Annotated in this window: 16 protein-coding genes and 1 riboswitch; of the genes, 2 read left to right on the plus strand and 14 right to left on the minus strand. The window is 45.6% G+C overall.

Annotated elements, in window-relative coordinates:
• Positions 1-54: 54 nt before the first annotated feature.
• The 6 genes from hpt to spoIIE all read right to left on the minus strand — a co-directional run bounded on the left by hpt (position 55) and on the right by spoIIE (position 10,584).
• Positions 55-594 carry a hypoxanthine phosphoribosyltransferase gene (gene hpt / locus IEW05_RS24425; protein ID WP_188542488.1) on the minus strand — a complete coding sequence of 180 codons (540 nt, stop codon included), beginning with the start codon at positions 592-594 and terminating at the stop codon, positions 55-57.
• Positions 595-655: 61 nt separating this feature from the next.
• On the minus strand, positions 656-2,107 hold the full coding sequence (gene tilS / locus IEW05_RS24430) for a tRNA lysidine(34) synthetase TilS (protein ID WP_188542489.1): 1,452 nt from the start codon (positions 2,105-2,107) through the stop codon (positions 656-658).
• Between the two features lie 45 nt (positions 2,108-2,152).
• The gene (locus IEW05_RS24435) at positions 2,153-3,097 is read right to left on the minus strand and encodes a serine/threonine protein kinase (RefSeq protein ID WP_188542536.1); all 945 of its coding nucleotides are present in this window, start codon (positions 3,095-3,097) and stop codon (positions 2,153-2,155) included.
• Positions 3,081-3,830 carry a VWA domain-containing protein gene (locus IEW05_RS24440; protein ID WP_188542490.1) on the minus strand — a complete coding sequence of 250 codons (750 nt, stop codon included), beginning with the start codon at positions 3,828-3,830 and terminating at the stop codon, positions 3,081-3,083. The genes IEW05_RS24435 and IEW05_RS24440 overlap by 17 nt, the downstream gene beginning before the upstream one ends.
• Positions 3,831-3,987: 157 nt before the next feature.
• The gene (locus tag IEW05_RS24445) at positions 3,988-7,710 is read right to left on the minus strand and encodes a non-ribosomal peptide synthetase family protein (RefSeq protein WP_188542491.1); all 3,723 of its coding nucleotides are present in this window, start codon (positions 7,708-7,710) and stop codon (positions 3,988-3,990) included.
• A 144-nt stretch (positions 7,711-7,854) separates the two neighbouring features.
• Positions 7,855-7,946, minus strand: a riboswitch (cyclic di-GMP riboswitch).
• A 133-nt stretch (positions 7,947-8,079) separates the two neighbouring features.
• Positions 8,080-10,584 carry a stage II sporulation protein E gene (gene spoIIE, locus IEW05_RS24450; RefSeq protein ID WP_188542492.1) on the minus strand — a complete coding sequence of 835 codons (2,505 nt, stop codon included), beginning with the start codon at positions 10,582-10,584 and terminating at the stop codon, positions 8,080-8,082.
• 59 nt (positions 10,585-10,643) lie between these two features.
• Between spoIIE and IEW05_RS24455 the strand changes: the two genes are divergently transcribed.
• On the plus strand, positions 10,644-10,793 hold the full coding sequence (locus tag IEW05_RS24455) for a hypothetical protein (RefSeq protein WP_188542493.1): 150 nt from the start codon (positions 10,644-10,646) through the stop codon (positions 10,791-10,793).
• Between the two features lie 201 nt (positions 10,794-10,994).
• On the opposite strand, the gene IEW05_RS24460 is transcribed toward IEW05_RS24455, so the two are convergent.
• The 4 genes from IEW05_RS24460 to yabP form a co-directional block, all read right to left on the minus strand.
• Positions 10,995-11,492: a S1 domain-containing RNA-binding protein gene (locus tag IEW05_RS24460; protein WP_188542494.1), complete on the minus strand. Its 498-nt coding sequence runs from the start codon at positions 11,490-11,492 to the stop codon at positions 10,995-10,997.
• Positions 11,493-11,606: 114 nt separating this feature from the next.
• Positions 11,607-11,954: an FtsB family cell division protein gene (locus IEW05_RS24465; protein WP_229753733.1), complete on the minus strand. Its 348-nt coding sequence runs from the start codon at positions 11,952-11,954 to the stop codon at positions 11,607-11,609.
• Positions 11,955-11,972: 18 nt separating this feature from the next.
• Positions 11,973-12,542, minus strand: coding sequence for a spore cortex biosynthesis protein YabQ (gene yabQ, locus IEW05_RS24470; protein ID WP_188542495.1), 570 nt, complete (start codon positions 12,540-12,542; stop codon positions 11,973-11,975).
• A complete protein-coding gene (gene yabP, locus IEW05_RS24475; RefSeq protein ID WP_188542496.1) occupies positions 12,539-12,820 on the minus strand; it encodes a sporulation protein YabP in 282 nt (93 codons plus the stop codon). Before yabP ends, yabQ begins: the two co-directional genes overlap by 4 nt.
• Positions 12,821-13,001: 181 nt before the next feature.
• On the opposite strand from yabP, the gene hydF reads away from it, so the two are divergent.
• Positions 13,002-14,255 (plus strand): [FeFe] hydrogenase H-cluster maturation GTPase HydF, encoded by a 1,254-nt coding sequence (gene hydF, locus IEW05_RS24480; protein ID WP_188542497.1) that lies wholly within the window; start codon positions 13,002-13,004, stop codon positions 14,253-14,255.
• A gap of 88 nt (positions 14,256-14,343) precedes the next feature.
• Here hydF and hydG read toward each other — a convergent pair whose 3' ends face one another.
• Genes hydG through nuoE form a run of 4 tightly spaced genes read right to left on the minus strand, consistent with a single transcriptional unit; the run spans position 14,344 to position 19,985 of the window.
• Positions 14,344-15,768, minus strand: a complete 1,425-nt coding sequence (gene hydG / locus IEW05_RS24485) for a [FeFe] hydrogenase H-cluster radical SAM maturase HydG (protein ID WP_188542498.1) — start codon at positions 15,766-15,768, stop codon at positions 14,344-14,346.
• Between the two features lie 59 nt (positions 15,769-15,827).
• Positions 15,828-17,564 (minus strand): NADH-dependent [FeFe] hydrogenase, group A6, encoded by a 1,737-nt coding sequence (locus tag IEW05_RS24490; protein ID WP_188542499.1) that lies wholly within the window; start codon positions 17,562-17,564, stop codon positions 15,828-15,830.
• 18 nt (positions 17,565-17,582) lie between these two features.
• Positions 17,583-19,460: an NADH-quinone oxidoreductase subunit NuoF gene (nuoF, locus tag IEW05_RS24495; RefSeq protein ID WP_188542500.1), complete on the minus strand. Its 1,878-nt coding sequence runs from the start codon at positions 19,458-19,460 to the stop codon at positions 17,583-17,585.
• 15 nt (positions 19,461-19,475) lie between these two features.
• Positions 19,476-19,985 carry an NADH-quinone oxidoreductase subunit NuoE gene (nuoE, locus tag IEW05_RS24500; protein WP_188542501.1) on the minus strand — a complete coding sequence of 170 codons (510 nt, stop codon included), beginning with the start codon at positions 19,983-19,985 and terminating at the stop codon, positions 19,476-19,478.
• Positions 19,986-20,042: the final 57 nt, after the last annotated feature.

Below are 20,042 nucleotides of genomic sequence, written 5' to 3' on the forward strand. Positions count from 1 at the left end.
ACTTTTACAAAAAAATGAGGTAGTATGGGTATTCGGCCCAAAGAGCCATATGTTTTAACTACTATATACTTCCGGTTTAAGTACGCCGATGTACGGAAGATTACGGTATTTCTCGGCATAATCCAAGCCATACCCCACAACAAATGCATCAGGTAGGATAAACCCAGCTAAATCAGCTTCTAAATTAACTGTTCGACCGGATGGCTTATCAAATAGCGTAACGAGCTTTACAGACTTTACATTCCGACGTTGTAGTACGTCCACCAAATAGCTCAGTGTAAGCCCACTGTCGATAATATCTTCAACAATCAGAATATCGCGTCCTTCAATCGAACTGTCCAAATCCTTGATGATCTTCACTTCTCCGGATGACTTGGTTGAGGTGCCGTAGCTAGATACAGCCATAAAATCAAGCTCTATCGGTACTGTGATTTCCTTTACCAAATCCGCCATAAAAATAAAGGCGCCTTTCAAGATACAAATCACTAATGGATTACGTCCTTCGTATTCTTTACTGAGATGTTGACCTAGTTCAGCGACCTTCTCCTTAATCTCTTCCTGACTGATCAGAATTTCCTGAATATCATTTTGCAAGTTAGGTAAACCTCCTACGTTATACTATGAATGCCTGAACTTAACCATAACCAAGGTACTGCTACTCGTTATCCCTATCTAGGGCTATCCGCATAATGGAAGTTGTATGCTGGGTCACCATAGCTACCGAGGACCTACGAATACCAGGGATCCACAGAATACAACCTCCGGCATCAGTCACAATGGGAATCTGAGATCGAAGAGATGGGGGAATTTTCTCATCAATGAAAATATCCTTCACCTTTTTGCTTCCATCTAGACCCAGAACTCTCATGATGTCTCCCGGCAACCGGGAACGCACAGTAAGCGGAAAGGCCAGCTCATCCGCATCAAATACCGCCTCGTCTTTGCCCACCCTATAGGACTGATCGATGGTGTGATCGGGTTCTGACTGCATAAATCGTAGTCTTCGTCCCGCCCAGGGGATGGACACCTCAGATGGAAATTGATCTACAGCATAATTATACCCAGAAAGATCACTTTCCGCCGCATTTGGGATAAACCGGATGATATCGTATTCCCGCAAACAACAAAGTCCGCCACCAAGATCAAGGCTCCATGTGGTAGGTCGGTTCTGAACCGCCCCTTTTCGGATCGCTTCAATCTTGACAAAATCGCTTTCTTCCGTGTTAAAAGGCAGATAATCTAATATTAGTTTAATCAACCTCCGTTGTAAAGCGGCATGTAAGGGTATAAATTGCTGAATATTAAAGGTGAGACCTCCACCAAGTGGAGATACTAACTTCGCGTAGGCTTCAGCCACCTCGCGCTGCATGTAGTCGTCTTCATCCCCCATAATCTCAGCTAGACGATTCAACGATGCTACCAACTGTCCATTATATTGCCCCAAAAAAGGCAGGACATCCAACCTCACAGCATTTCGATCATATTTGTTCATTAAATTACTGCTGTCGATTACATATGGAATGTTAGCCGTCTGACACGCCCGGACCAGTTCCGTCTTGTATATACGAAGTAAGGGACGAATAAGTTCCACATTTTTTTCACGTCTCATCATCTTCATTCCAGCTAATCCCGTAGGACCACTCCCGCGTAGCAGACGCATGATGACCGTCTCCGCTTGATCATCCGCATGATGGGCTAGAGCAATCGACCTCGCTCCGTATTTCTCGGCTACATGATGCAGAAATTCATATCTTTTCTCCCGGGACGCAAGCTCTGTGCCTTTGCCTTTTCCCTTCTCCTTCATATAAGTAGGGATATCTAAATTGCCAAGTTCAAATGGGATGGCTAGTTTAGAGGATAAATCTGATACGAACTTCGCTTCCTCATCTGATTCAGAGCCCCGTAGTCCGTGATTAACATGGGCACATACGAGTTTCAAATCCATAGCTTTCTCTTGAGCAAGCTCGTTTAGAATATGCAATAAAGCCACAGAATCCGGCCCTCCAGATACTGCGACTATGATGCAATCTCCAGGAGACCATAAGTGACATTCCCGCCCAATATGGCGAACTTGTTCTACCAAACGGTTCATGCTTGGATCATTCATATGTCTTCCTCTTTTCCCTTTGTTGCTTATGTATGCTCCAGATGATCAGAATCGAAACGTTAGATATATCGCACAGATGAGCAGACCAAGTGATACGACAAAAGCACCCATCATCCATTGCGGTGTCGAACGTTGACTCTTCTTCCGCTTAAGTGTTCTGCCTAGAGTAAGCTCCTTCCACACCAAACAGGCCTCTCTCGTATTGCGAAAATCTCCAGTAATCGCCCGTCTTAGCCATTCCCGGTATGGAGCAAGCGATACTTCGCTTCCCACAACCTCCAGCAAATCATTACGACTTCGAGTCTGAGGGAGCTGATTCGCAGCCTTCTTAAGCGAGTCCTCAGCTAACAGATGGATACATACGACGGCAAATGAAAACCAATCATACGACGGCTCTGCCGTTCGTCCACCCGCATTCCAGAACCCACGGTCATACCATTCTGTAAATTGCTTTACACTCCGTCCCATCCCACTAACGCCACCGAAATCAATCAATTCAACCTCACCGTAAGGAGAAACTAGTACATTCTCTGGTTTCAGATCACCAAATACCCACCCAGACTCATGTAACCCTCGCAATTGCCGCAGCAAATGAAGTCCAACAACTTGCATCCAGTTCCCTCCTTGCGCGGTAAGAAACGTCCGCAAGGGTTGTCCTTTCACATATCGCATGACATAGAACGGAATCTCCTGTCCCTGAAGTGAATAATCATCCACCTCCACTAGAAAAGAAGAATCCCGCTCCGCTGCTCTACCTCGCCGATTATCCTGTTGTTGAAGAGCCTTCAGCACGTTGATCTCCGATTGTAAATCAATCGTATCAAAACCCATCTTGAGTGCATATAGTCTGGCGCTCTCCACCTGTTTCACTAAATATACAATTCCATTAGCTCCCTGCCCTAGCAACCGCTGAATCAAGTACCGACCGCCATTGAAGCGGCCCGTCACCATCGTTCCTGGGGGCAAATTTAAATTAAACGACGTAATCACCGAGCACTCCTTCTCTTTCATGGGACTCCTCCGGCCAAACCTCGTGTCCATTTCTATTAAGTGTACCATAACGGAAGAATTCCATCACCTTCAGGATCGCAGGCCCAGTTGGAGTAGCTCCCCTCATGACAAGGCGTTGAAAGATCGATCTTGCCGTGCCAAGGTCGCCTGTCCAATCCACATCTAACACAGCATCTTCGCCACTGCGATGGCCTGGAAAGTGGAATACAGCTAACTTACTGTCACCTTTACGTGCACCAAGACTTAACATCATATCGCGTACCGCGTCTTCCACCGCTGCTAGTTTCGGTTTCATACTAGCGCTAACATCAATCAGTAGAGCGACCTGTAGCGGACTGGTTTCACTCATTTCATCAATAACTTCTACGACTTGAGATCGTTTGTCAGGGGGTAAATCCTCTATCGATTGTTGATCCCCCAAAATCTGTCTTAGCTCCCTATTAACCGCTTGATGTACAGTCTGAACCACTGTTTTTCGAGTCAACATCTGCATGGTCTGCGCCAGCTTTTCTGTACCTGATAACTGGCTCATTCCGCCACCAGCCTTAGCGATTTCTCCGATTTCGATGCTCCCTAGCTCACCAAGCGTACCGTAATCGACAATCCCAACCACGTTGACCGTTATCCCATCTTCCCTAGCTAATGCAGCTGCGATAACTGGACTCTCGCCTACATTTGAACATCCGTCAGTAATTAACATAATTTGCTTCATTAATATTCCCACCTTCCATTGGTTTATCCGTAACTCTCTCTTCTCTATCATTTCCATGGATAGCTGATTTCAAACCAAAGAGAGTATAAACAAATGGCAGGGAATACAATTTATTTGTAAAGCTAAAAAACCGAGTCTTTGAAGACTCGGTTGCGATTTATGGCTGATCGAAATAGCCTATGGACATAGCGTAATCGATCAAACGTTTGAAGAACTCATGGTTCATTTCCTGACAGGTCACATGAGATCCACCCAAATACTCCATCGTTTGTGGGCAAGTATACCTATACGGACTATTATTAGCTCCGTCACCCTCAAGCTGGGCCATAGCCAGCTCCAATCCGCGAGCATCCTTAGGTCGACTGCGATCTAGCAGCCATGATTCATACTCTCTTAACTCTACAAGTTCAATGTCATAACCATAAGCTCGGAAGCTTTCTACTAAATCTACATACGAAATTTGTACAGGGTTGCATATATGAAACATTTTACCAACCGTGGCTTGATGAAGTACCAACGAGGTAATCGATTCGCCCGCATAATCTATCGGAGTAATATCTACCTGCCAGTTAACTCGTGGCGCCTTCTTTAATAGAATCATGGCTTTCAGCATTCTATAAAAAGCATTGTTGTCTATATTCCGTTGAAATACACCACTTTGTGAATGGCAAGACAAGTTACCTACGCGATATACGGTTGTCGGAACGCCCCCAACCTCACAGGTATGAACTACCAGCTTCTCTGCTTCCAGCTTGCTGTTCGTACAGACATTATCAAGAGTTACTGAATAATCATACAAATCCCTATCAGTAAATTGATTCCATTGACCACTCAGCGCTAACTCCTCAGGAATCCTCAGTGTCGAGACAAAGTGAAAACGAGCATCCTGCTTGTCTCGGATTAATTCCAGTAATGAATTCGTACTCTCAACATTCACCCGAGTGAAATACTCCGAATCACCAAAACGCCTCACATCGCCACCGCAATGAATGATCGAATCGACTTTTTGCCGTAGAAATTCATTATTAGCTGCAGTCAGTCCCAGACCATACTTCTCCAAATCACCGTGAATCACGATGACCTGATTGTCCAGCTTCTCTAATATATCTTGTCCAAAATAGTTGCTCATCACATCAGACAACCGCCTACGTGGATCTTCTCCCAGAGGCGAGCGAATCAGACAATAAACTATGGTATCGTCACTACGATTTAGCAACTCATAGAGTAACCTTGAGCCTAAATAACCCGTAGCACCGGTCAGCAGAATATGCTTCTGACGGTACACCTTACTAGGAATCAATAGATCTGAATTATAAAAGGAACGGGGGAATTCGGCTAAATCTTTTATTTCACCGTTATCCTTGTCTAACGCTTCATTAGGATCTGTTTGGGCCAAAACAGTCACTCTTTCAGCCAATTTCTCAATGGTTGGATATTGGAAGAAATCATTCATTTTCAGCCTTGGAAACTGAGGCTTCAGCATAACAAGTATCTCGCATATCTTTAGAGAGTGCCCCCCAATCTCGAAGAAATCATCCTGAATGCCGATATCTGTACGATGAAAGGCACTCTCCCAAGCGGCTGCAATCTTCCGTTGTAGATCGTCCTTAGGGGCGATATAATTTGAGTTTTGCTCATCATCGTAAGCCACATCAATTAACGCTAGCTGCTTACGATCTATTTTACCGGTAGGTGATACAGGCAATGACTCCACAACATTAAAATAATTAGGAACCATATATGCGGGCACCTTGATCTTCAGAAACTGCACTAATTCACTCTTAGTTAGAACCTGGCCTGTCTTGGAAGTATAGAAAGCAACCAACATTGTATTGCCGTCCTCATCTTCCTTAGGAATGACAACCGCATCCTTGATTTGTTCATGCTTCTCTAGATTGTCTTCAATTTCACCAATCTCAATTCGATATCCCCCGATCTTCACTTGCAGATCCTTGCGACCCATATACTGAATACCATGATCCTGCAATTGCACCAAATCACCGGAACGATAATATATCCTGCCAGATTGCGGATGAACTGGATCTATAACAAAACCTTTCTCGGTCAGCCCCGGTTCGTTAAGATACCCCTTAGCTAATCCAACTGAATGGATCAATAGCTCACCCATAACGTTCTTCGGACAAGGCTGGTTATGTTCGTTCACAATGAGTACCTCGTAGTTTGTAATCGGCTCACCGATACAAATGCTCGAGGTGTATTCAGGTACAATATAATCAATAGTATGCGTCGTCGTCACAACGGAGGCCTCTGTCGACCCATAAGCATTTACAATAATCGGACTGTGATGAAGTTTCTGTTGGAATGCCCGCACAACCTCTCCAGTTAATACCTCACCGCCAATAACAAAGCTCTTGACTCTGACGTACTTCCGCGCATCTTCATCACTTAGATAAGTGGACAATTGATTAAAAAACACCGTTGGCAAAATACCAATCCGCGTTGCCCTCGTGTACTGAACCGCCAAGGTGAACATTTCCACCGAATAACGCTCTTTACTCGTCAATAAATGTAATCTTGAACCGCTACAAAGAGAACTGAATATGTCGTATACCGAAGCGCCAAAGCTGAAGGTAGAATACTGCAAAATGACATCCTGCTCATTCAACTGCAAATGATTCATCGTATCAGCGGCAAGATTAATAACACCAACGTGGGGAATTAAGACGCCCTTCGGTTTACCCGTAGTACCAGAGGTGTAGAGAACGTATGCTACGTCATCACCTGTAAGAGAAACGCTACAAGGATCCTCTGGATATAGATCAAGTCCCCCTGTATCCAAGCAAAAAACAACATCGTCTAAGTCTCTTCCATCCAACAGCGTCACTAACCTCGGAGTATAGCATTCCTTTGTAATTACAATATAACTGTCTGTATCGGAAATAATATAAGCATTTCGAGCATCAGGGTGCTCGGGATCAAGCGGGATATAAGCCCCCCCGGCTTTTAGAACTCCGAGTATCGCAATCACTGCCTCGATACTCCGTTCCATGAAGATAGTGACAAATCCACCTTTAGATAAACCACGCTGTCTTAACATCTGTGCCACTTGATTAGATAAAGCGTCCAGCCTGCCATACGTGAGCTTTTGCTGACCGGACGATAGAGCAATGCGATCATGAAAACGACGGACCGTATCCCTTAGCATAGCAGGAATGTCCAAGTTTACAGGCAGCGCTTTAGCTGTATCATTAAGCGCATCATAAGCATCCTCATCTTCTTCGGTCAGAATCGGAATACTTGCTACCGCAATATCGTCATCCACTAATGAGGCTTGAACAATACTTTGGTAATGGGTTGCAAACTTGCGGATCGTGCTCTCTTTGAACAAGTACTTATGATACGAAATATCTAAAGTCCATTGTTCATCAGCTTTGTTCACATGCCAGTTCAAGCAACTGTGCGCATAAGTATTGTCTACTCCATATATGGTTTCTAGGATGGGCGAATACTGGGTTATGTACTCAATTTCATTGAGGGGGAGACGGGAATTCCGGTTCATTTTAAGTTTGACTGATACCTGCCTATACATCTTGCGGAAGGAGGTATTTCCATCCATGATCATCCGCAGCGGTATCACTTCTCCATCATTTCCGCTTACTCCAACAATCTGATCTCCTTCTCCACTCATTCTAAAAAGGAAAACAAAATAACAGGTCAGCATCCATATGTGCAGATCGAAATGTCTTTGAATATCGTTCATTTGCTCTCTGCTTACGTCCAATACATAAGTGGAACGCTGTATCTCTCTAACCGAGAGATGTTTGGGATAATCAGTGAACAGACTCCATCCGGATAAAGGGGGTTTAAACTCATTGAGCCAATAATCTTTCGTCTTCTCTGATAACAGTAGGGTATTCATAGGCATTTGCTCCTTAGCTCTCTCTGCTGATCTATATTTTAATCCAGCGCCCGAAGCTTAATCTCTTCAAACACGATGACGTTTCTCTCTCCAAGGCATAAAAAAAGATGATCCATAGTAAGCAACACCATAGATCACCAATTTTTTGGCAACTGGCTGACATCTTCTACATGAGTAGGTAGGAAGTCCCTATAGCTTTGCGTCACTACTTTTCAGTAGTTTTGCCGTAATAGTTATTCATTTGAGAATAAATAGAAATAATTACCCAGAAAAAGAAACATAGTGCTATATTACTACAATGTTCCAAACTATTCCATATTTAATATTATCTGAACTACTTATGTTAAATTTCTAACACGAGTTGGTACGCTAACTTACGGTACGAGGCCGCTCCAGCGTGCTAATCCCTGGAATGTTCAGCGTTGCCCATTGCGGTCTTAAGTGATCCACTTTGACCACAACAACAGTCATATCATCTAAGATAACATTTTGCTGGTACCGAATCACAGAATCTAGCAGACGGTCTGCCATCTCCTGCGGATTCTCTTCATGAATTTCTTGGATCAATCGTTTGATCCACAGTTCTTTATTTACCGCATGACCTGGAGCATCATAAATCCCATCGGTCATCATGATCAGCGTGTCTCCAGGGTATAATTGCAAGGTTACCAAATCAATTTCGATATCCTGAATGATTCCGATAGGTAAGTTGCTAGCCGATACAGGGATAACCTCTTGCCCCCGTTTGATGAAGCTTGGAGACGAACCAATCTTCATAAACGTCGTTCGAGCAGAATATTCATCAATTAGCGCCAGGTCAACGGTAGCATAAATTTCGTCCGGCGAACGCAACATTAAAATAGAGTTAACCGACTTGATGGCAAGTGTCTCATCCATCCCCGACTGCAGCAATTGTTCAAGAATGTTCAGTGCCGTGCTACTCTCAATTCTTGCTCGCTCCCCATTACCCATGCCATCACTGATGGCTACCGCATAAGTACCATTTCCAAGTTCCATTGCACTAAAGCTATCACCGGACAATAAATCCCCACCTTTAGCTGTACCCGCTACTCCTGTCGTAATCTCATACGTCTTGGCCGAGCCAAACGTCACACAAGCAAGTCCCTCCCTTCCGCCCAAAGAAGACTCACTTATGACGGCAATATGTTCAACAAGAATATCCGATAGTAGTGGAGCAATAATCTTCCGGCACTCGTCGAACCCACGAGTATAAGCGTGGACAATTTCAATCTCCACATTCCCATGATCTAGATTTACAATATCGATACTATGGATGGATAATCCCATCTTTTCTAGCGCTTCTCTAATCTGTTCCTCCTGCTTGTACATCGCCTGACCTTCCCGCTTAATCTCTTTGGCCAGATCCTCCATGACCTGAGAGACACCGGACAACTGCTCTGCCACAAGCTGGCGACTATCGTATATTTGCCGCTTCCAATGCATATCATGTTGATAGAGATCGTATTCCCGTTTCATCACTTCAAGTACTTGTTCTGTTTTGGAGCAAATTTTATTCCACTTTGGAGGAATCTGTTCTTTATTTAAACCTGGCTTTTCTTCAACCAACGTCATCATATCGGTCATATATTTATAGGTTTGATAGAACTTACCTTCCCAGCAAGAATTCCGGCGAAAACAGCTCCCACACACACCTTCCGTTACGGAGTTCATGAAATGATCCATGTCTTCATTCCGCTTGGCTAGCTCACCAGAGCTTGCGACCACTCCAAAGCTATGCGATAACTGTTTAAATACATGCGAGAATTTCGTTACCCTCTCAGCAGTAATATCTCGCACCCTTTTCGCATACTCATGTTGAGTATTCATATGATCTTGCGTGCCAGGTACATACTTGGAGATGACGCTTATCATGCTTTTCGGTGTCAAAAGAAACAGCCCAACGGCAACACAACTTTCCCATGTTGAGGACATGACATCGGCTGGACCCGTGAGATAAATGGACAAGATCGAGGAGCCTAGAAGCATTCCGAAGCCCACTGCCCATTTACGTCCCTCACGCAGCATTCCGGCCAACATTCCGGAAAAGGCCAGTAAGCTCATTTGATATAGCGCCGATGTATCAGCCAAACTAAGGATCAATCCTGTTACTACACCAACAGAAGCACCTAGTGGCGCTCCGCCAACTAACGCAAATATAAGAATTAAATATCTCGACATCACATGTTCGATAGATAAATCATTCACCGACCATCCGACTGATCCGGTCATTACAGAAGCAAGTAGAATAACGAGGCAAAGTATTTCTTCATTCCGAAGTTGATAGTTTTTTTTGCGGTAAGTAAGAATAGGCAGCGCCTGAATGAACACGAGCGTAAGCACAAAGCTTAATACAGCATCCATTACGATCATGGTCATGGCATACCAGCTCAAGGAAGGGCCAATAATGGCTCCAACTAATCCTACAAAAAACGTGGAAGTAAACACCATGAGCGGCGCATAAGAAATATCGGCTCGATCGAATGATGCTACTCCTTTATAAATCAAATAGAATATGATGAGTTCTGCGGCAATGACAATGACGTGATGACCAGTTACAGGTGCAAATATAGCTCCGGCGATCATCGAGGCACCGGCCAAGAAGAGAATATCTCGGCGCATAAACACAAGGACAGCGAAGAAAGCCGCAGCAAAAGGAGATAACTCTCCTAGAATCGTTGCTTTACCAAGTAAAAATCCCATGAATAACAATAATCCGTTCCATTTATTTGCCGCAAAGACCAAGCTCCACTTCTTTACGATGGGTATGCTTGTCCATCTAGTCCGCCATGTGATACCGATTGGCTCCTTAGCTTTCTTCATCCCTGGGAATGAGATGACATTCCTCTTCTCCATCGTCTTTCGCACCGCCTTTTCTAATTTTTGTAAGTATGTCCCATTATAGGAGGGCGGCGATGGAAAGTTTGTCAGATGTCGGTACCACTAGTAAAGAAATTTCCGACAAATTGAGAGAGGATTACGAAACGGGGCGAACACAGGCCCACTCTGTACCTGCATCTCATGATACGCTCCTATGTTCGTACAGATTTGTGCCGCTTCGCTAGAGAATCATCAGCGTTTCAACTTGAGATTACTGGAAATGCGTAATAACCTGTCGGCAAAAGAAGGAAGACGACAAAAAAAACATGAGCTCGGCGATACATGTCCAAAGTTTCTCCTAATCTATTTGAAATAAAAGAAAAGCACACAAAAAAACCGTAGGCAATCACGATTGCCTACGGTGGGTTTAATATATGATTGGGGGATTACATTCGTTTGGCTCCGCGACCTCCGCGTTTGCCTTCCGTATTCTTCTTCAGTGAAGAAATGCGTTCTTCGCTATCCTTGAGGAAGCGTGACACTTTATCTTCAAAGGTAGCTTTACCAGCTGGGGGTTTGAATGAACGTCCTCCCCGATCCCGGTTAAATCCTCCACCACCGCCGCCACCACTTGGACGGTCTCCATCTCTTCCGCCTGACGGTCGATCAGGTCTCGGTGCACGAGGCGGTCTAGCAGCCTCTACTGGTTTGTCTACGGTTTGCTTAATGGATAGCCCGATCTTGCCGTCCTTATCGACATTAATTACCTTCACGGTAACCGCGTCGCCTATCTTCAGATGATCGTTGACATCTTTAACATAATTGTCGGCGATTTCCGAGATATGAACGAGACCCGTGACACCTCCTGACAGATCCACAAATGCTCCGAAATGCGTGATGCCTGTCACTTTTCCTTCTAACTTGGTGCCCACTTCTATTGCCATAAAATAAAATGATCCTCCCTTAAAAATATACAGCCAGGTCTCACAGTCTTGACTGCGGTGATTTGATTATACCGAATGACTCAAACAAGGTCAACAGACGTATATCCCCAAGAGTCAATCATTTCCCGTCTCAGACTCTGATACCCGGACTGGAATTTCCCCCGGTTTGTATAGACCGTATTTCTTCATTGCGATTTGCCCAATATATTCAGGATCCTTGAGTCGGTTTAATTCATATTCTAACTGGTCTAAGCTTTGTTTACTTGTGGCCATGGAGGTCTCTCTCTCCGCTAGTTGCTGAGATTTTGCTTCAATTTCCCCAGATTGAGCTATGTAAGTGTATCCCGCCCAACCAAGAAATATGATCATAAATCCCGCCCATAAACGGAGCCTTCTACGTGCCCCGGTAGAACTTGAAGAAGCTTGGCCTTTGTTAGTAGACTTTTTCTTAACTGAGCTCACCCGGACACCTCCATACCGTCAATTCTTGCTGAACCAGCGTTGCCATATTCTAATCGCCCATTGTTGTATGAAGCGAAGTCTTTCACCAATTCTCAGACGCTTACGTATAGGACTAGTCATCCATGTTAATAGCTTCCAGATCGGTAAAATAGTAATCCGCCCGATAAACATTAACATAATCCAGACAAAACTGAGAAGAATTCTGATTACCTTCAGCAACCAACGTATCGGAACTATCAACAAAAGTTGAATTATCCTTACTATTACTGCATAAATACGTTTAGTCACCTTCATTAACATTACCACAAAACGCTCTGTTATAACACTGAGGAACAAAAAATAAATCCAAATTCCTATAAAAAGACCTAAAAATACATAGAATCGTAGTTCTCCCTGGTTACTATGGTACAGATTTCGAAAAACGAACAACGCTGCCGCAATCCAATAGAATAAATCCAAGACATGAACACTCCAGCGCGGAAAACGAAGTTCTCCCGAGATCACACGATAGCTATCAAAGGCAATTCCCATCATTCCCCCGGAGAATAACATCCACAGCAGGGTCATCCATTGCGTCTGCAGATTCATCGAAATAACTTGCCCATCAATCCCTTACCGGATGACTTGGAACCGGGATCTAAATAGGACAGGGAATTAACCAGGCCTTCGATACTGACTTGTCCCTGCTCTAAATTCAAATTTTTTATATGCAAATTCTGGCCGCGGATTGTTAAATGCCCAAGCTCAGTCTGTAACAGAAACTCCTCGCTGTCGAAACTCTCTACATTGAGGACACCATTAATCTCCAGCAGCTTTCTTTGCAGCAAGTGTAGCTCCTGGCGTTTCCCCTTACTTTGTTCGATCATGGCATGTACCCCTCCTTCTTACAGATAGACTATGGGGATAACAGTGCAATTAGAACCGCTTGGCTGCGATATTTTTTAGTTTAATAGGGCAAAACTAGTGATCTTCTTTACTGCATAAAAAACAGATTTATTTTACGTTAAATGTAATTTATGCCATTTATGTGATGGAGGGGAATAACCTATGAGCCTGAATGCAACACCAAGGGGAGATCGGATTCATATCGCAATTTATGGACGGAGTAATGTAGGTAAATCAAGTGTAATTAACGCCCTAACAGGACAAGAGATTGCTGTAGTCTCCCCTGTGAAGGGCACGACAACCGACCCGGTATATAAAGCAATGGAGTTGCTGCCACTTGGTCCGGTCGTCCTGATTGACACCGCGGGGCTGGATGATGAGGGACTACTTGGGTACCTGCGCAAGCAGAAGACAAGAGAAGTAATTAGCCGAACCGATCTCGCTTTGGTGGTTGTTGAAGCGACAGTGGGTGCTGATGATTTTTATGTAGACTTACTTGCTGAGCTAAGGTCAAAAGATATTCCCGTCATTATTGTTCTCAATAAAACGGATGTCGCGGAAGATGTGGAGAGCATCCGTAATGAAGTTGAATTCATTCTTGATAGTAAGAGCATTCCCTTTTGCGCTACAAAGGGGGACGGCGCTGCGGAGCTGAAGCAGGCAATCATTAACACCCTCCCTCATGATAACGAGCGATTCCGTATTGTAGGCGACCTAGTGTCCCCTGGAGATTTAGTCGTACTGGTCGTTCCGATTGATTCTGCTGCACCAAAAGGGAGACTGATTCTGCCGCAGCAGCAAACCATCCGCGACATTCTAGAGAGCGATGCCACTGCTATCGTTACCAAAGAGCATGAATTGAAGAGAACGCTGAAACAGCTAGGTAAGAAGCCACGGCTGGTTATCACGGACTCGCAAGCCTTCCACCAAGTCGCTGCCGATACCCCTATTGATATTCCGCTCACCTCATTCTCGATCCTGTATGCGCGTTATAAGGGCAATTTGAATGAGTTGGTTAAAGGAGCTCGGACCATCGATAATTTACGTGATGGCGATCATGTATTGATTGCTGAAGCTTGCACTCACCATCAGCAGTCTGATGACATTGGCACCGTCAAAATACCAGGATGGCTAAGCCAGGTGACTGGCAAGCAACTTCATATTGAGCACATAACCGGGTATAGTTATCCGCATGATCTGAGCCGCTATGCCTTAATTGTTCACTGCGGTGCCTGTATGTTAAACCGTCGAGCCATGCTGCATCGCATTGGCGAAACGATGATTGCCGGGGTTCCCATCGTTAACTATGGGGTGTTGATCGCTTATTTACACGGGGTTTTCCCACGCGCAATTGAATTGTTCCCTTCTGCTTTGAACGCTTGGGAAGAGTCAGTGAGTAGGACTACTAGCTGGTAAACGTATACCCATGCATTGATCATGCTTGATACACCAAAAACCCGGCCTTTGCGGCCGGGTCGTTGTATATTCTGTGTGCAAACATAACTTAAAACCTCAAATCCCGCTCACCGGCTTCAATTCGCGCCAACCGGTCAATCGTGACCTTCCTAGCCGACGCCTTTGGAATCCGTTTAATATTGTCCTGAATAATCGTTTTCCCCATTTCCTTAGCTTCCTCGTCGCCATAATCAAGCAAATATTCCTGCAAAGTTAATAACGAGTTAGGGTGACAAACATTGTGAATTTGCCCTGACTTAGCTAGGCGCATAAATCGATCCCCGGTGCGCCCCTCTCGATAACAGGCCGTGCAATAACTCGGAAGGTATCCATCACGGCAGAGGGATTTAATAATCTCCAATGGCGAGCGATGGTCCCCCACCTCAAATTGAGATCTATCTGCGTTCTCATTGCCCTCATACGTGTCCACATACCCGCCAACCCCCGTACAGGAGCCTGCACTAATCTGGGAGATACCCAGCTTGATCACCTGATCTCGGAACTCCGGATCTTCCCGGGTAGATAGGATCATGCCTGCATATGGAATAGCAAGACGAAGTACGGCTACGATTTTCTTGAACTCCTGATCACTCACCAGATAAGGGAAGCTCTCCAGATCAACTCCTGCAGCCGGACGCAAGCGTGGCACGGAGACCGTATGAGGTCCACAACCAAAAGTAGCCTCCAAATGCTCAGCGTGCAGCAACATGGCTATGGTCTCGTATTTGTGATCATATAGCCCATAAAGAACACCTACCCCAACATCGTCAATACCTCCCCTCATCGCGCGATCCATGGCTGTCGTATGCCAATCGTAATCACGCTTGGGGCCTTTCGTATGAATCTTACGGTAAGTAGGCCTATGATAGGTTTCTTGGAATAAAATATACGTACCGATCCCAACATCAGCTAATCTGCGATAGTCTTCCTCCGTTGTTGCTGCAATGTTGACATTTATCCGGCGAATACTGCCATTATCGACCTTAACCGAATAGATCGTCTCGATACATTCGATAAGATAATCAGTCGAGCAATGCAGAGGATCTTCCCCGGCTTCCAGTGTGAGCCGTTTATGCCCTAGCTTCTGTAGTACTTCTACCTCTTGAATCAACTCTTCACTGTTTAAACGTCGCCGGCTCATACTCGTATTGGATTGTTTGTATCCACAGTACTGACAATTATTCACGCAGTAATTACTCACATACAACGGCGCGAACAACACAATCCGATTTCCGTAAATGCGCTCCTTCACCTCGCGCGCAGCATGGAATATTTCCTCAAGCAACTCATCATCATCAACATGAAGTAGCACGGCCGCTTCCATCGCACTTAACCCTTTGCAGGCCATAGCCTGATCAAGAATCGTCCGGACTACGTCCTGTTCCTGGGCTGCAAATGCTCCATACGCAAGAGACTCAACAATCTCTTCATCTCGGATAAAATCAGCCTGCTCCCTCTGTGCTGCTGTGCTCATGGTTATCCCTCCCTATAATTAGCGATATAAATACCAGGTACGAAGGACTCAACCCCTCGCTAATAACGGGAGCGCACCAAGTAATGGGTGTGCAGATAGATGTGGCTCTTATGACTATTCGGCTTATCTAGAAACTCTTGATAAATCTTTTGGATATATGGATTCTTGTGCGACTTTCTGATCGTGGCTGCCTCATCCTCAGCATAGATCGCTCTAGCCCGCTCCGCCTTCACATTAACTTTTTCCCTCACCTTAGCATCAACCATCGGTTGTCCACCGCCGCAAATGCAACCACCTTCGCAAGCCATAACTTCAATAAACTCGTATTTGCGAATCCCCTTTTGGATCATCGACATTAGCTTTCTAGCATTGCCCAGTCCATGGACAACAGCGGTACGAATGATCTTACCTCCAGGCAATTCAACTACCGTTTCCTTAATTCCTTCCATTCCGCGCACCGCATTATACTCCACAGTCTCTAGCTCATGACCTGCAACGAGTTCAAAGACTGTACGCAAAGCAGCTTCAGCCACACCGCCCGTTGTGCCAAAAATAACGCCAGCGCCGGACGACTCGCCAAACGGATTATCAAACGTTTCGCCACGCATATTAGCGAAGTCAATGCCAGCTTCTTTAATCATTTGAGCAATTTCCCGTGTCGTCAGTACATAATCAACATCCTGCATGCCCTCATTGGATAACTCTGTCCGCTCCCCTTCATACTTTTTCGCGGTACATGGCATAATCGACACAACCACAATCCGCTCAGGATCAATGTCCATCATTTCTGCAAAATAACTCTTAATCATTGCGCCTTCCATCTCATGTGGTGATTTACAGCTTGAGAGGTTATCTAGCATATCTGGGTAGAAATGCTCGACGAATTTCACCCATCCTGGGCAACAGGAAGTCATGAGTGGTAATCCTTTACCGGTCTCCACCCGATGAAGTAACTCAGTACCTTCCTCCATAATGGTCAAATCCGCACCAAAATCCGTATCAAACACCTTGTCAAAACCAAGCCTACGCAGAGCCGCCACCATTTTACCTGTCACTCGGGTACCCATCGGCATGCCAAATTCTTCACCTAAAGCAACACGCACCGCAGGTGCAGTCTGAACAACGACGTATTTATGCGGATCCGCAAGCGCTTTCCAAACATCCTGTATGTGCTCCCGCTCCTGTAGTGCCCCAACTGGACAAGCCATAATGCACTGCCCACAGTTAACACAGACTGATTCACCAATCGGTTTATCTAATGCAGGGCCAATCATCGTATCGAAGCCACGATTCATAAAACCGATCGCCCCTACAGTCTGCACATTGCTACACATGGCCACACAACGCCCGCAGAGCAAACATTTGGACATATCCCTTGCGATCGATGGAGAGGAAATATCAAACCATCCATTGGATTTCTCCCCTGCATAACGCACCTCACGCACCCCGGCTTGATAAGCCACATCTTGAAGCTCACAGGTTCGACTACGTAAACAGGAAGTACACTCCCGGTTGTGGTCGGATAGAATCAACTCAATGGTTGTCTTACGGGCTTTGCGCACCCGTTCTGTATTGGTCTTGATCTGCATGCCATCTTCGGCTGCAAGCGTACAGGAAGCGATCAGACGAGGGCCAGCTTCTACAAGGCACACACGGCAGCTTGACGAGTGGTTGATATCCTGTAGATGACAAAGTGTGGGGATACGAATGCCCAGCTCGCGAGCAGCCTGAAGAACCGTCGTCCCCTTTGGCACTTCCGTCTCAATATTATCAATCTTTAATTTTACGGTATCCATCACGGTCTCCTCACACCTTTAGCTTTTATAAATAGCTGTAAACTTGCAGCTCTCAAAACAGATTCCACACTTGATGCAGGCTTGCAGATCAATCACGTACGGCTCTTTCAACTTACCAGTAATGGCATTCGACGGACATTTGCGTGCACATAACCCACAACCTCTACATTTCTCAGCCTCAATGTAATAGGTGAGCAGTGAGCGACATACCCCGGACGGACATTTCTTATCAATGACATGCGCAATATATTCGTCACGGAAATATTTCAAGGTGGATAACACCGGGTTAGGAGCGGTCTGGCCCAGCCCACAAAGTGAAGCCGCCTTAATTTGTTCGGACAGTTCCTCCAATTTATCCAGGTCCTGTAGCGTCCCTTTTCCCTCCGTGATTTTATCTAGGATTTCCAACAGACGTTTCGTCCCAATCCGACACGGTGCACACTTCCCGCAGGATTCATCCCGTGTGAAATCCAAATAATACCGAGCTACGTCGACCATACAAGTCTCTTCGTCCATCACGAGCATACCGCCGGAACCCATCATCGAGCCGAGACTAAGCAGCGTATCGTAATCAATTTGACGATCCAGATGCTCACTCGTCAGACAGCCCCCAGAGGGTCCTCCCGTTTGGACTGCTTTAAATGCCTTCCCGCCAGGAATGCCTCCGCCGATTTCATATATCACATCACGTAAGGTGATACCCATCGGCACTTCCACTAGCCCTGTATTGACGACCTTACCACCAAGCGCAAAAACTTTCGTGCCTTTGCTCTTCTCTGTACCAATGCCGGCATACCAATCAGCTCCTTGCAGCAAAATGATCGGCACATTTGCCAGCGTCTCCACGTTGTTGATGACGGTAGGTTTCCCCCATAGGCCACTTACGGCTGGAAATGGTGGCTTAGGATTAGGCATACCACGTCTTCCTTCAATGGAATTCATCAGCGCCGTTTCTTCCCCACAGACAAAAGCCCCGGCCCCCAGGCGGATACTGACATCAAACGAAAAGCCCGAACCAAACAGATCCTCTCCCAAGAGACCATACTCTCTGGCTTGCTTTATCGCAATTTGAACCCGTTTCACCGCAATTGGGTATTCGGCCCGCAAATAAATAAATCCATGATCTGCACCAATTGCATAACCAGCAAGCGCCATACCCTCCAATACCGAGTGCGGATCCCCCTCCAAGATAGAGCGGTCCATAAATGCACCAGGATCACCTTCATCGGCATTACAGATCACATATTTGTGTGCATTCTGCTGTTTAGCCGCAGTTTCCCATTTTATCCCGGTAGGAAAACCGCCACCCCCCCGTCCTCGCAACCCCGCTTCTCTCACTTCGCGTACCACATCTGCTGGCTGCATCTTAGTAAGCACTTTGTGTAATGCTTGGTATCCGCTTACAGCGATGTACTCGTTAATCTCTTCAGGATCAATGGTGCCGCAATTACGTAAGGCAATGCGTTTCTGCTTGCGGAAAAAATCAACGTCATGCAGTGGCTTAATCACCCCATTTTCCATCGATTGCTGGTATACCAGCCGTTCCACAAATTGTCCCTTAAGAAGATGCTCCTCGACGATTTCAGCTACATCCTCTAGGCTTACGCGGCTGTAGAAAACCTCATCGGGGTAAATAATAACGACTGGTCCTAATTCACAGAGGCCAAAACAACCTGTACGAACGATTTCAACCTTATCTTCGATTCCTTGGCTGGATACTTCCTGTATGAACGCATCAACAATTTGCATTGCATCCGAAGACGCACATCCCGTACCTCCGCAGATCATAACGGATCGCTCGGCTACGCCAACCGAACTGACTTCACCTAATCTCCGCCTGTCGACCAGGCCTAGACCCGCTGTGCGAATACTTTCCAGATTAATCAGCGTTTTCATCTTTTTCCCCCTCCCCTAGTGCGCTTCCACAGGTGTTCGCATCTGTTTTAGTATTTTCGGAATCTCTTTTGGCGTTAATCTACCAAATACTTTCTCACCAATAGTCATTACCGGTGCCAGTCCGCAGGCACCAAGACAGCGGGTTGCATCAAGAGTAAATTTGCCATCAGGGGTAGTGCCTTGAACCGGAATGTTCAATTCCTGACTAAGTCGATCTAACACGGCCTGCGCTCCTTTGATATAACAAGCGGTTCCCATACAGACGCGGATCACGTGTTCACCCTTAGGTTCTAGCGAGAAAAAGGAATAAAACGTAGCTACTCCATAAATTTCCGCCATCGGCATATCCAATTCACTAGAAACAATCCGAAGCGCCTCTTCAGGTAAATACCCGAAAATATCCTGTATTTCATGCAGTACCGGTATAAGTGCTCCTTGCAGCATTCGAAACTGTTCAATGACCTCTTTTACCTTATCAAGACGTTCATTCGACTGCTCACCTTGGCAGCAGCATGTGTCTTCCATGGTGAATTCTCTCCCTTCCCATTGTTGTTTCGATAATTGATCAAGGGGAGCCGGTGC

It is taken from the genome of Paenibacillus segetis, from assembly GCF_014639155.1.
Classification (GTDB): domain Bacteria; phylum Bacillota; class Bacilli; order Paenibacillales; family Paenibacillaceae; genus Fontibacillus; species Fontibacillus segetis.

Bases quoted from the DNA above. Each gene is read 5' to 3' on its own strand.
- nuoF (WP_188542500.1), bottom strand. From the start codon at position 19,460: ATGAAAACGCTGATTAATCTGGAAAGTATTCGCACAGCGGGTCTAGGC.
- tilS (WP_188542489.1), bottom strand. From the start codon at position 2,107: ATGAATGATCCAAGCATGAACCGTTTGGTAGAACAAGTTCGCCATATT.
- yabP (WP_188542496.1), bottom strand. From the start codon at position 12,820: ATGATCGAACAAAGTAAGGGGAAACGCCAGGAGCTACACTTGCTGCAA.
- IEW05_RS24440 (WP_188542490.1), bottom strand. From the start codon at position 3,830: ATGAAGCAAATTATGTTAATTACTGACGGATGTTCAAATGTAGGCGAG.
- hydF (WP_188542497.1), top strand. From the start codon at position 13,002: ATGAGCCTGAATGCAACACCAAGGGGAGATCGGATTCATATCGCAATT.
- hydG (WP_188542498.1), bottom strand. From the start codon at position 15,768: ATGAGCACAGCAGCACAGAGGGAGCAGGCTGATTTTATCCGAGATGAA.
- IEW05_RS24490 (WP_188542499.1), bottom strand. From the start codon at position 17,564: ATGGATACCGTAAAATTAAAGATTGATAATATTGAGACGGAAGTGCCA.
- yabQ (WP_188542495.1), bottom strand. From the start codon at position 12,542: ATGAATCTGCAGACGCAATGGATGACCCTGCTGTGGATGTTATTCTCC.
- nuoE (WP_188542501.1), bottom strand. From the start codon at position 19,985: ATGGAAGACACATGCTGCTGCCAAGGTGAGCAGTCGAATGAACGTCTT.
- spoIIE (WP_188542492.1), bottom strand. From the start codon at position 10,584: ATGGAGAAGAGGAATGTCATCTCATTCCCAGGGATGAAGAAAGCTAAG.
- IEW05_RS24445 (WP_188542491.1), bottom strand. From the start codon at position 7,710: ATGAATACCCTACTGTTATCAGAGAAGACGAAAGATTATTGGCTCAAT.
- IEW05_RS24455 (WP_188542493.1), top strand. From the start codon at position 10,644: ATGGAAAGTTTGTCAGATGTCGGTACCACTAGTAAAGAAATTTCCGAC.
- IEW05_RS24460 (WP_188542494.1), bottom strand. From the start codon at position 11,492: ATGGCAATAGAAGTGGGCACCAAGTTAGAAGGAAAAGTGACAGGCATC.